At 72.9% G+C, this 11874-nt stretch carries 10 protein-coding genes; 3 read left to right on the top strand and 7 right to left on the bottom strand.

The annotated features are described in order from the left end of the window. Nucleotides 1-91: 91 nt before the first annotated feature. The 5 genes from ABEB16_RS11530 to ABEB16_RS11510 all read right to left on the bottom strand — a co-directional run bounded on the left by ABEB16_RS11530 (nucleotide 92) and on the right by ABEB16_RS11510 (nucleotide 5272). Nucleotides 92-1381, bottom strand: a complete 1290-nt coding sequence (locus ABEB16_RS11530) for an NAD(P)H-dependent oxidoreductase (RefSeq protein WP_345712394.1) — start codon at nucleotides 1379-1381, stop codon at nucleotides 92-94. Then, the gene (gene rfbC, locus ABEB16_RS11525) at nucleotides 1378-1923 is read right to left on the bottom strand and encodes a dTDP-4-dehydrorhamnose 3,5-epimerase (protein ID WP_345712393.1); all 546 of its coding nucleotides are present in this window, start codon (nucleotides 1921-1923) and stop codon (nucleotides 1378-1380) included. Before rfbC ends, ABEB16_RS11530 begins: the two co-directional genes overlap by 4 nt. Further along, nucleotides 1920-2972, bottom strand: a complete 1053-nt coding sequence (locus tag ABEB16_RS11520) for an NAD-dependent epimerase/dehydratase family protein (RefSeq protein ID WP_345712395.1) — start codon at nucleotides 2970-2972, stop codon at nucleotides 1920-1922. Before ABEB16_RS11520 ends, rfbC begins: the two co-directional genes overlap by 4 nt. Before the next feature lie 28 nt (nucleotides 2973-3000). Then, nucleotides 3001-3843, bottom strand: a complete 843-nt coding sequence (rfbF, locus tag ABEB16_RS11515; RefSeq protein ID WP_345712392.1) for a glucose-1-phosphate cytidylyltransferase — start codon at nucleotides 3841-3843, stop codon at nucleotides 3001-3003. 256 nt (nucleotides 3844-4099) lie between these two features. Continuing rightward, nucleotides 4100-5272: a glycosyltransferase family 4 protein gene (locus tag ABEB16_RS11510; protein ID WP_345712391.1), complete on the bottom strand. Its 1173-nt coding sequence runs from the start codon at nucleotides 5270-5272 to the stop codon at nucleotides 4100-4102. 335 nt (nucleotides 5273-5607) lie between these two features. Between ABEB16_RS11510 and ABEB16_RS11505 the strand changes: the two genes are divergently transcribed. Together ABEB16_RS11505 and ABEB16_RS11500 are read left to right on the top strand one after the other, a co-directional pair. Next, the gene (locus ABEB16_RS11505; RefSeq protein ID WP_345712390.1) at nucleotides 5608-6579 is read left to right on the top strand and encodes a glycosyltransferase family 2 protein; all 972 of its coding nucleotides are present in this window, start codon (nucleotides 5608-5610) and stop codon (nucleotides 6577-6579) included. 81 nt (nucleotides 6580-6660) lie between these two features. After that, nucleotides 6661-7563 carry a hypothetical protein gene (locus ABEB16_RS11500; protein WP_345712389.1) on the top strand — a complete coding sequence of 301 codons (903 nt, stop codon included), beginning with the start codon at nucleotides 6661-6663 and terminating at the stop codon, nucleotides 7561-7563. Between the two features lie 53 nt (nucleotides 7564-7616). Here ABEB16_RS11500 and ABEB16_RS11495 read toward each other — a convergent pair whose 3' ends face one another. Both ABEB16_RS11495 and ABEB16_RS11490 read right to left on the bottom strand, forming a co-directional pair. Next, the gene (locus tag ABEB16_RS11495; RefSeq protein WP_345712388.1) at nucleotides 7617-8699 is read right to left on the bottom strand and encodes a glycosyltransferase; all 1083 of its coding nucleotides are present in this window, start codon (nucleotides 8697-8699) and stop codon (nucleotides 7617-7619) included. A gap of 276 nt (nucleotides 8700-8975) precedes the next feature. Beyond that, nucleotides 8976-10505, bottom strand: coding sequence for a malectin domain-containing carbohydrate-binding protein (locus tag ABEB16_RS11490; protein WP_345712387.1), 1530 nt, complete (start codon nucleotides 10503-10505; stop codon nucleotides 8976-8978). Between the two features lie 273 nt (nucleotides 10506-10778). Here ABEB16_RS11490 and ABEB16_RS11485 point away from each other — a divergent pair, with 273 nt between their 5' ends. Next, the gene (locus ABEB16_RS11485; RefSeq protein WP_345712386.1) at nucleotides 10779-11678 is read left to right on the top strand and encodes a hypothetical protein; all 900 of its coding nucleotides are present in this window, start codon (nucleotides 10779-10781) and stop codon (nucleotides 11676-11678) included. Nucleotides 11679-11874 lie beyond the last annotated feature (196 nt).

Genomic DNA, 11874 nt, shown 5'->3' with positions numbered 1-11874 from the left:
CCGTAGACGCGCACCGGTGCGGCCGGGCCCGGGGACGGCGACGGGCGCCGCCCCCGGTGGGGGGCGGCGGCCGTCGCGGTGCGCCCGGCGCTCAGCCGGCGAGGATCGCCGCCTGCTCCGCGCGCAGGGCGTCGATGAGGCGCCCGGCGGGCAGGACCACGTCGTCGTACGTGAGGACCTGGTCCTTGGCGACGTCGCGCTTGAGGGTGCAGCCCTCCGCCACGCCCATGGGCAGCAGCCGCTGGGCGGCGGTGACGTCGGCGCGCTCGGCCACCCCGAAGGTGTCGTAGCCGCCGAGGCGGTCGATCTCCTTGCCGGCCGCGAGGTCGGTCTTGGCCGTGGTGACGACCTCGACGGTGACCTCGTCGGAGGGCTGGATGGCCGGGTCGCCGAAGAGCACCGCACGCGCCACGGTGAGGGGGACCTCGAAGTGGCACAGGTGGTACGGCGTGTAGAAGGAGTACAGCGGTCCCTCGCCCAGCTTGTACAGGTTGAGGTAGTGCTGCTGCCTGGGGTCGTCGTGGGTGCCCAGGACGAACACGCCGGGGCCCGGCTTGGCGCCGACGACGTAGTCCACGACCCCGCCGAGGGCCTTGAGGGCGTCCACGTCGTAGGCCTTGACCAGCTCGTCGACGTGCCCGTGGTGGTCGGCACCGCGCATGCCGCGCTTCTCCACGCTGAACCCGACGGCGTTGGCGACCAGGGCCTGCTCGAACGACACCTTCGTGCCGTCGGCGAAGCTCGTCACCATGTACGGGTCCTGGCCCCACTTCTTCGCGAACCCCTCCTGGGTGGTGGGGTTGCGGTACTCGTCCTGCAGGCCCTTGATGTTGCCGGCCACGAGCGGGGTGACGCCGATGCCCTTGACGAACCGCAGGAGGTTCATCTGCACGCCGGGCTGGTCGCCGTCGCAGCCGGTGTAGAGGACACCGGCCTTCTCGGCGCGCCGGCGCAGCGCGAGGCCGACGGTGCCGTCGACCTCGGCGTTGAGCAGCACGACGTGCTTGCCGGACTCGATGGCGTGCAGCACGACGTGCGCGCCGTACTCGGTGTTGCCGGTGGCCTCCACCACGGCGTCGACCTGCCCGGCGCCGACGACGGCCTCGTAGCTGCCGCTGACGACCGGCTGCCCCGCCGCGATGGCGCGCTCGACGCCCGCGACGTCGTCGGCCTCGACGACGCCGCCCACGCCGGCCTGGGCGTAGGCGTCGCGGGCCTTGGCGACCGTCCGGTTGGCGATGGCGACGAGTTCCATGCCGGGCACGGAGTTCACGACCTGGTTCACGAAGCCGCGGCCCATGAACCCGGCGCCGACGAGGGCCACGCGGATGGGGCGGCCCTCGGCCTGGCGCTGCTGCAGCGCCCTGTCGACGATGATCACGACAGGACCGCGCCGTCGGCCAGCAGCGTCCAGGAGCGGTCCTTGTCGCTGATGACGGCGACGTCGCGCGCCCAGGGCAGGGCGAGGTCGGGGTCGTCGAAGCGCAGGCCGCGCTCGGTGCCGGGGGTGTAGCTCTGGCTCACCTGGTACACGACCTCGGCGCCGTCGGTCAGCGTGAGGTAGCCGTGGGCGAAGTACGGCGGGACGTAGAGCGCGCGGCGGTTCTCCGCGGTGAGCTCGACGGCGACGTGCTGCAAGCGCGTCGGGGAGTCCGGCCGCAGGTCGACGATGATGTCCTGGATGGCGCCGGCGGTGCAGCGCACCAGCTTCGCCTCCGGGGCGGGGTCGACCTGGGTGTGCATCCCGCGCAGGGTGCCCGCCAGGTGGTTGAAGGACACGTTGCACTGCTCGACGGCCGGCACGAGCCCGGCCTGCTCGAACTCCTCGCGGCAGAACGAACGGGCGAAGAACCCGCGCTCGTCCTGGCGCAGCTCGAGGTCGACGATCGCGACGCCCTCGATGTGCGTGGGGGTGATCTTCACTCGGCCACCCCCGCCGGGGAGGCGGCCGGGTTGCGCCAGAACAGGTCCTTGTCGAGCTGCCCGGTGCGGATCAGGTGCTCGAGCTGCTTGAGCCGGGTGTGGCCGCGGCCGGTGAAGGTCTCCGCGTCCAGGTCGATGGTCCGGAAGACCTCGACCAGCTGCGCGGCCCCCTTGTCCGCGTCCCAGTCGCAGGAGAAACCGGGCAGCAGCGAGTGGATCTTGTCGAAGTTCACCTTGTAGCTGCGGTTGTCGCCGTTGCTCTCCCCGAAGGTGATCTGCGCCTCGGGCAGCGCGCGGCCCACGGCCTCGGCGATCTCGCGCACGCGGTAGTTCTGCTTGGAGTCGCCCACGTTGAACACCTGGTTGTGCACGACCTCGCGGGGGGCGTCGAGCACCGCGCGGATCGACTTGGCGATGTCCAGGCCGTGCACGAGCGGCCGCCACGGCGAGCCGTCGGACGTCATGGCGATCTTGCCGGTCGTCCAGGCCAGGCCGGTGAGGTTGTTCAGCACGATGTCGAAGCGCTGGCGCGGGGAGGCGCCGTACGCGGTGGCGTTGCGCATGAACGTCGGGGAGAAGTCGTCGTCCGCCAGCGGGGCGAGGTCGCGCTCGACCATGACCTTGCACTCGGCGTAGGCCGTCTGCGGGTTCACCGGGGACGTCTCGTCGACGGTGCCCTCGGCCACGCCGTAGACGGAGCAGCTCGACATGTAGACGAAGCGCTGCACGCCGGCGCGCTTGGCCATCTCCGCGAGGCGGACCGAGCCCTTGTGGTTGACGACGTAGGTGACGTCGGGGATGAGCTCGCCGAGGGGGTCGTTGGACAGCTCCGCCATGTGCACGACGGCGTCGGCGCCCTCGAGGTCGGCCTCGGTGACGTGCCGGATGTCCTTGGCGAGGGTCTCCACGGAGGCGGGCACGCCGTTGTAGAGCCAGCCCTGCTTGTAGTAGCCGGTGTCGATGCCCAGCACGGAGTGCCCGGCCTCCAGCAGGGTGGGGGCGAGCAGGCAGCCGAGGTAGCCCTCGGTCCCGGTGACGACGATCTTCATGGTGCGCTTCTCCTCAGCCACGCCGCTCTCAGTCCTCCCACGTCTTCCACGGCGCCTGGCCGGCGTCCCAGAGCTTGTTCAGCTCGGTCCAGTCGCGGAAGGTGTCCATGCCCAGCCAGTAGCCCTCGTGGGCGGAGAGGGTGAGCTGGCCGTCCCGGGCGACGCGCTGCAGCGGCTTGGACTCCAGCATCACCTCGGGGTCGTCCTCCAGGTAGCGGTCGACGAACTCCCGCTCGAAGACGAAGAACCCGCCGTTCACCCAGCCGTCGGCCAGCGTCGGCTTCTCGTTGAACTCCACGACGGCGCCGTCCTCCACGTGCATCTCGCCGTAGCGGCTGGAGGGGTGCACCGCGGTCACGGTGGCGACGCGGCCGCCGGCCTCGTGGTCCTTGAGCGTCTTGGTGATGTCCACGTCGCCGATGCCGTCGCCGTAGGTGAGGCAGAACCGCGGGGCGTCGAGGTGCTGGGCGACGCGGAAGATGCGCGCGGCGGTGGCCGTGGTGAGGCCGGTCTCGACGAAGGTGATCTCCCAGTCCTCCTGGACGCCGAGGGAGTGGAACTCCGGCTCGTCCTGGGTGGAGAGGTTGATGGTGAAGTCACCGGCGTTGAGGCGGTAGTCGAGGAAGTACCGCTTGATCATCTCGCTCTTGTACCCCAGGCACAGCACGAACTTGCGGAAACCGTGCTGGCTGTAGAGCTTCATGATGTGCCAGAGGATCGGCCGCCCGCCGATGTCCACCAGCGGCTTCGGGAGCTTCTCGCTGGCCTCCCGCAGGCGGGTCCCCATGCCGCCGCAGAGGATGACGACGGGGATGTCGCGCGGGCTGACGGCCGCTGCGCTGGTGGCGTCCGGACTGGTGGCTTCGGTCATGCCTGGATCCCTCACTCGGTTCTGTACCGGCCCACCCGACCGCGGGGCCGGGCGTGGAAGAGCGGGGGGCTTCCGTGCAGCGCGGACGGGCCGGGAGCGACGCGAACCCCCCACGGACCCTGCGTCGGGACCCGTCCGAACTCTTCGGTGGCGCTCACCCCCCCGGCGCACGCCACCCGGCGCTGACCCTACTACAGGGCCTCGACCGCGCAGGCGGACCGTCACTCCCCGAGAGCAACGGCACCGCCACCGCACATCAGTTGTCGCGCAGACCGATCAGGAGGTCACGCAGCGGAGTCATCGCGGTCCGCCAGGAGAAGTCCTCCGCGATCGCCTCGGCGGCGACCTTGCCCAGCCGCTGCGCCTCGGCCGGGTCGCGCAGCAACCGCGCGACGGCGTCGGCGAAGGAGGTGGGGTCGTCGGCGACGACGACGGCGGAGCGGTACTCCTCCAGGCCCTCCAGGCCCACGGACGTCGTCACCACGGCACGACCGCGCGACATCGCCTCGACCAGCTTGATCTTCGTGCCGCCGCCGGACAGCAGCGGCACGACGCACACGTCGGCCGCGTCGTAGAAGGGGTCCACGCTCGGCACCTGGCTGTGGAACGCCACCCCGGCCGGCTCGCCCGCCTCCCGCGGGTGCACGTCGGACAGCGCCCGGCCCACCGCGGTGAACCGCGCCTGCGGCGTGCGGGCCAGCACGGCCGGCCAGACCTCGTCGAGGAACCAGCGCAGCCCCGCGCGGTTGGGCCCGTAGTCCACCGCGCCCACGAACAGCGCCGAGGCCGTCCCCGGCTGCGGCGACCTGCCGGCGGGCTCGGTCACCCCGTTGGGCACGAAGAGGCTCTGCACGCCGGCGGCGGCCAGCTCCTCCTGGTCGCGGCGGCTGCAGGCCGTGACCCGCACCGCACGCCGGACGACCGCGCGCTCGAAGCGGCGGAAGCGCGCGACCTCCGGCCGCACGAGCCAGCGGGCGCGCGGGTGCTCGGTGCGCAGGCGGCGGTCGATGAGGTCGGACTCCACGTTGTGCATGTCCAGCACGTCGATGCGCACGTCGGCGGGGACGTTGACCGCCATCTGCGGGAAGTCCACGTGCACGACGTCGCGCCCGCGGACCTGCTGGGCCAGCAGCGCCCGCAACCGGCCGGAGTACCACTTGCCGGCGAAGACGGAACTGCGCAGCACCGCCGGGGCCGTCGCCTGCGGGGCCTCCACCGGGTGGACCACCACGTGGGCGGGCAGCTGCTCGCGCCAGTCGTCCCAGGCGTCGAAGCCGACGACCTGCACGTCGGCGAACACCTCCGCGTAGGTGTCGATGACCGCCCGGATGCGCTGCCTGCCGCCCGAGTCGGTGCGGGCCGGCAGCTGCTTGGCCACCACCCACGCACGGCGCGGCGGCCGCACCCCGTCCACGTCCTGGTCCCCCACCTGATGTCCCCCCGTCCACCACCGCGCCGGATTCCCCCCCGGCGGCGCTCGTGTGCCCATTGTGGTCTACCAGAGACCCCTGCGTCCGCCGTCCGCCCGTGCCCCGGATGGCCGTGTCCGCGGCCCGCCCCGCGCGCCGGCACACCCGGGCGGGTGAAAGACGCGCCCCGCGGCGCGCAGGAGCCCGTCCCGCTGCGGCCGACACGACGCATCGGCCGATACTGGGGTGCCGAGCGCACTACCGTGCAGCACGGGCCCGCCGCGCGGGCCCCGCACGACGGACCGACGGGTGCCGGCGGGAGCGGAGCCGCCACCGGCGGCGGGAGGCGGTGGACGTGTCGATCGAGGCCCGGGACGGGACCATGAACACCCCTGCAGCGGGGGACGCGGCGGACGGGCGGCACTTCGACGTCGAGCTCGTCCTCGTCAGCTACCGCAGCGCGCCCCAGATCGCGGGGCTCCTGGCGGGCCTGCCGCCGGAGCTGCCCGTCGTGGTCGTCGACAACGCGCACGACGTCGACGGGGTCCGGGCGGTCGTGGAGGCGCGGCCGAACGGCCGCTACGTGGACTCCGGCGGCGGCAAGGGGTTCGCCCGCGCCGCCAACATGGGCGCGCGCTCCTCCACCCGCGAGTTCGTGGTGTTCGGCAACCCGGACTCGCGCCCGACGATCGAGGCGCTGCGGCAGATCCTGGCCGACGTCGCCGACGACCCCTCGTGCGCGGCGTCGGCGGCGACGATGGTCTCCGCCGACGGGCACGTCGAGCTGGGCGTCGGCGGCTGGGAACCGACGGTGCGCCGGGCCCTGGTGCACAGCGCCGGCCTGCACAAGCTGTTCCCGCGGGCCGGCCTCTTCGCGCGCCCGGCCCCGCACGAGCGGATCGACGTCGACTGGACCACCGGGGCGTGCATGGCGGTGCGGCGCAGCACCTTCCTGGAGCTGGGCTGCTTCGACGAGGAGTTCTACGTCTACAACGAGGACGTCGCCTTCGGGCGGCAGGCGCGTGAACGGGGCATGCACGAGAAGTTGCGCACCGACGTCCTCGTCCCGCACTCGGCCGGGGGTTCGGGGGCGCCGTCCCTGGAGATGCTGCGGCTGCGCGGCGCGGCGATGGCGCGCTACCTGCGCCGGCACCACTCCCCGGCCCAGACGCGGGCGCTGACGCTGGCCCTGGCCTCCGGGTACGCCGCCCGCGCCCTGCAGCGCACCGTCACCCGCGAGCGCGACCTGGCGAGCCAGCACTGGGCCTACGTCAAGGGCGTGACGACCGGCCGGGCCACCGTCGCCGGTCGCGTTGTCATGGAGTGACCAAACCGTCACGACACGAAACCCTCCGGCTGCGGAGGTCCGCCCCGGGAGCGGTCTAGGATCCGCGGTGGAGGTGGGCCGGTGATCCTGCACGTCGTCTACCGCTCTCACGGCGGGGAGAACACCAAGGACCGTCCGAGCTGGTACAGCAAACGCCTGGCGCTGCTGTCCTTCTGCCGCGCCCTGGAGGAGGCGCGCCGCGACGCGGTCGTGGAGGTCACGTTCCTCAACGACGGCCCGCTGCCGGCGGACCGGGTGGAGCTGCAGCGGCGCTGGGGCACCGCGGTGGGCATCTCCGCGGGCAGCAACCGCCGCAGCTACCTGCACGCGCTCGCGCTGCCGCGGCGCCGCGGCTGGGCCGACGACGACCTCGTGCTGTTCGCGGAGGACGACTACCTCTGGCGGCCGGAGTCGCTGCGGGCGCTGCTGCTGGAGGCGTCCCGGCGCCGCGCCGACTACCTGGCCCCCTACGGCCTCGGCACCCACGACCCTCAGCAGCTGCCCGTGCCGGCGGGGACCTGGACGGGAGAGCGGGTCACGCCCGCGTCGGACCCGCTGCCGGCGGAGGCCGTGCGCTGGCACCGCCACCAGAGCACCACGAGCACGTTCGCCGCCCGGGTCGGTGCGCTGCGCGAGGACGAGCGCCTGCTCGTGCTGTGCTGCCTCAGCGGCGGTGATTTCGATCACACCAGTTGCCTGGCGCTGCAGGGGATCCCGCGGTTCAGCGCCCTCGACGTCGTCCGGCACCACCCCGGCCCGGAGGGCTCCTCGCCCCTGCGCGTGGTGGCGCGCGCGGGCTACCTGGCGCTCATGCGGACGGCGGTGGACGTGCGGTCGCTGCGCCGGCCCTCGCACCGGCGCACGCTGCTGGCCGCGGACCCGCCGCAGGCCACGCACATGGAACTGGCGTGGCTGGCCGCGGGCGACTGGGAGGCGCTGGCGACCACGACGGCGGAGTGGGACACGAGCACGACGGCACGCTGAACGGTCCGGCCACCCCGTCGCTCGCCGGACGGGGTGGCCGGAGCGGATCCCGGTCAGCGGGCGGGCTTGTCCCAGCGCAGCACGCGATCGCCCCGCAGGCAGCGGCGCATACCGCCGAAGGCGACGAGCTGCAGGTAGAGGATCTGCGCGATCAGCTTGGCGGGCAACGGGATCCGCACGCCCTTCTCCTGGGCGACGAGCGATGCGCCGGCGGCCACGTGACCGACGAGGAAGAACTGGGCGAGGCGGCTGCGCCGGGCCGAGGCGAGCGCGAGCCCGAGCAGACCCACGTGGCTCAGCGGCCCGAGGGTCGAGCGCCACAGCTTGTGCCCCCACAGCTCGGCGCTCACCAGGCCCGCGCGCGGGGACAGCAGGTGCTTCTTGCGCCACATCACCCACAGCCCGCCGCCGAGCACGCGCGTCTTGCGCTCCCAGGACAGGCCGATGTCGCCGATGGAGGACTCGCGCATGAGCGCCTTGGGCTCGTAGGCGACGGAGTGACCGCGCTCCATGAGGTCCAGGGCCGTCCAGAAGTCGTCGTTGGAGATGTCGGCGGGGATGTCCCGCCAGGCGGAGCGGCGGACCGCGCACAACCCGCCGTCGAGCCCGAGCGTGGTGCCCAGCCGGCCCTCGTTGCGCTTGATCCAGGACTCGAAGCGCCAGTAGGCCAGCTCGGCGCCCTCGCCCTCCAGCTTCTCCCCCGCCACGGCGCCGACGCCGTCGACGAGGAGGGCGGAGACGAGGTAGCCGATGGCGTCGTACTCCAGCTCGCTGTTGGCGTCGCTGAGCACGACCATCTCGTGGCCGGCCGCGGCGATCCCCGCGTTGAGGGCCTGCGACTTGCCGCGCCGCTCGGGCAGCAGGAGCACCCTGGCTCCCGCGGCCTCGGCCACGGCCGCCGTCTCGGCGTCCCCGTCGGCGACGACGAGGACCTCGAGCTCGCCCTGGTAACCGTTCTTGCGGACGTTGTCCACCTTGGCCGCGATGACACCGGCCTCGAGGTAGGCGGGCACGAGCACCGTGACCGGCGGCCACTGCGCGGGGACGGGCACCTCCGGCTCCGGCCGGCGGCGCGCGACGCCGTGCAGCGCGACCGGGTAGAGGGCGTGGCCCACGAGGGTCGACGCCAGGAGCACTGCTGTGACGATGGTCCGCTTCGCAGCCACGGTTCCCCCCAGAGATGCGCGCGAGCCGTCGGCCGCCGTGGGCGGCTCTTGCGGTGACCCCCTAGCCACCGGCACGGCGCCCCGGAGTGTAGCCAGCGCAAAGCGCTGTGCGGTAGGACGATGCGGGTCACCTCCACCGTTCGTGCGCATCTGCGGACGAAATATCACCCTTCGTGTTTGTCCCCTGACGCAGAGATGCCGGGCCGGGGGAAATCCCGGCCCGGCACCCTGTGTCAGGACGTCGGATCAGAAGAGCTCGCGGTACTTCGCAGCCGACTGCGGCATGCGGGTGTTGGTGCTCAGGATCCAGCGGCGGTTGTCGCGGTCGATGTTGAACTGGACCTCGTAGAGGAACTTGCCCGCACCGGTGCCGCCGTTGGTCTTGAAGAACTCGTGCATGCCGGCGATGAAGCCGGGCGAGTCACCGTTGTCGGCGTTGCCCGACCACTCCGAGATGCTCAGCGGCAGGCCGACGCTCCTGGCGAAGGCCAGGTGCGCGCCCAGGCCCTTGGGGGCGCCGAACCGGTCGGTCTGCATCAGGTGCGAGCGGAAGGCCTCGATGGTGCCCGCGTAGGGGTACTGGTTGTAGTAGTCCACGCCCATGACGTCGACGTACTCGGCACCGGGGAAGGACTTGCGCCAGTCCATGTTGCTGACCGACTCGCGGTTGTTGTTGTAGACGAGCTTGGCGTTGGGGAACACCTGCTTCTGGATCGCGCGGTAGCGCTTCCACGCCGCCTTGAACGCGTCGTTGTTGCCCGCGTTGACGGACCAGGGGTACCAGTTGCCGTTCATCTCGTGCGCGAAGCGGATGTACACGGTGCCCGGACGGCTGCCCCACTTGTTCTTCAGCGTGGTCAGCGACGCGCGCCACTTGGCGTCGTAGGCGCCGCTGGCGCCGGCCGCCCAGGAGCCACCGCGGTCGAACGCGCCGACGGCGATGTCGATGTCCTTGGTCCAGGCGCCGAACTCCTTGCCGGCCTCGAGCTGGTAGACACCCGCGGCGGCCGCGTCGTTGTCCGCCCAGGTCGCGGCGATGGAGACCGGGGTGCCGCGCCAGGTGCCGAACGCGCCGGTGGCCACGCCCACGCCGGAGGCGCCGGACTTCCAGGGGCCGGCGGTGGCGGGCTGACCCGGCACCGTCGGGGTGGGCGTCGGGGTGGGCGTCGGGGTCGGCGTCGGGGTCGGCGTCGGGGTGGGCGTCGGGGTCGGCGTGGTGGCGCCGGTGACGAGCTTGACCCGGATGGCGTCGACCTTGGCGTGGTTCTTCGTCGAGGAGAAGGTCAGGTCCAGCGTGCCGTCCGAGACCGGGACGGTGAACGTCTTGTCGTGCGCGACGTTCTTGCCGGCCACCTTGTACAGGTCGAGGTCGGTGATCTTGCGGGTGCCCTCGGCGTTCACCGAGAACACGCGCTGGTTCGCGGCGTTGAAGTAGGTCTCCGCCAGCTTCAGCGTCACCTCGTAGGTGCCGGCCTGCGGAACCGCGGTGCGCCAGGCGCTCATGCCCCAGTGCTCGGACTGGTACAGCTTGTCGTCGGTGGTGCCGGCGATCGCGGCCGTCGTGGCGCCGGCCACCTGGTAGCCGCCGACGAAGCCCCGCCCGGCGTCCCAGGTGGCGCCCGCGGAGTCGGTCACGGCGGTCTTGCCGGTGTTGACGCGGATGGCGCCGTCGGTCGTGGCGGCAGCGGCGGAGACGGTGCTGAAACCACCGGCGGCGGTGGCCGCGGCGACGGTGCTGAGAACGAACTTCGAAAGCTTCGACATCTTGGTGATCAACCTCGGAGTGTCACGACGCCGGGCCGGGGGGTGGCGCTGCTGGCGTCTGGCGGGTCCTGCTTGCGTTGACACATGAGGGATCGGCCGCCCGGGGCTGCTCCTTGAGCATGAATTTTCGCGAGGACGTGTAACGCTGCGGCGGTGCCCGTTCACGAGGTGCGCCCAGGCCGGGTGGGCAGCGGCTACGATCGCCCGGCAGTCCGGACGGAAGGACGTCCACGTCGGCGCGACCGGGCTGGGCAGGAGTCGCGGCACGTCTGACCGGAGGAACCCTTGAGGCTGCACGCGATCTACCGCTCGCACGGCGGCGAGAACGTCAAGGGCCGCCCGGGGTGGTACGGCAAGCAGCGCGCCCTGCTGTCGTTCTGCCGGGCGGTGGCGCAGGCCCGGCGCAGCGTCGACGTCGACGTCGTCTTCCTCAACGACGGCCCGATCCCCGCCGAGCGCCTCGACGTGATGCGCGCGTGGGGCACCCCGCTGCCCTTCACCGGCGGCAGCAACCGGCGCAGCTACCTGCGCGCGCTGGCGCTGCCCCGCCAGCGCGACTGGGCCGGCGAGGACCTCGTCCTCCTCGCCGAGGACGACTACCTGTGGACCCCGGCGGCGCTGACGGCGCTGCTGGCCGCCTCGCGCACGACGACGGCGGACTACTTCGCCCCGTACTCGCCGGCCCCCGGCGGCGCCGCCGGCACCGCCCCCGACACCACCCTCGGCACCGCCCCGGGTGCGGGGGTGGCGGCGCCCGGCGAGGTGCGCTGGGTGCCGCTGGAGAGCACGACCAGCACCTTCGCCGCCCGGGTCGGCGCCCTGCGCCAGGACGAGCGGCTGCTCCTGCTGTGCTGCCTCAGCGGTGGTGACTTCGACCACACCAGCTGCCTCACCCTGCAGGGCGTGGCCCGCTTCGGCCCGCGCGACCTGCTCCGCCACAAGCCGCTGCCGCCGGGGACGGGGACGGCCCGCACGCTGGCGCGCAACGCCTACCTCACCGCGATGAAGCTGGCCGTCGACGTGCGGGCGCAGCGGCGGCCCTCGCGCCGGCGCACGCTGCTGGCCGCGTCGCCCGCCGTGGCCACGCACATGGAGAGCGGCTGGGTGGCGCCGGGCGACTGGGCGGCGCTGGCCCGCGAGACCGACGAGTGGGCGCGCACGTCCGCGGCCGGCGGCGAGGGCTGAGGGGCGCCCGCACGCGCACGAGGGCCCCGGCAGGACGATCCTGCCGGGGCCCTCGCGCCTGCGGTGCTCCCGCGGGTGGTGCCTGTGCGGGCGGTGCCCGTGCGGGTGCCGCGGTCGCGGGTCAGCGGCGCGCGGCCCGCTCCGGGGACGCCAGCCGCTGCGGGGCGCCAGCCTGCGGCAGCGGCTGCACCCGGGG

It is taken from the genome of Kineococcus glutinatus (genome assembly GCF_039542765.1).
Classification (GTDB): Bacteria; Actinomycetota; Actinomycetes; order Actinomycetales; family Kineococcaceae; genus Kineococcus_A; species Kineococcus_A glutinatus.
The sequence above is the reverse complement of the archived record's forward strand: the minus strand, read 5'-3'. Positions and strand labels throughout refer to the sequence as shown.

Coding starts and splice junctions, on each gene's coding strand:
- ABEB16_RS11520 (WP_345712395.1), bottom strand. CDS start 2,972: ATGAAGATCGTCGTCACCGGGACCGAGGGCTACCTCGGCTGCCTGCTC.
- rfbF (WP_345712392.1), bottom strand. CDS start 3,843: ATGACCGAAGCCACCAGTCCGGACGCCACCAGCGCAGCGGCCGTCAGC.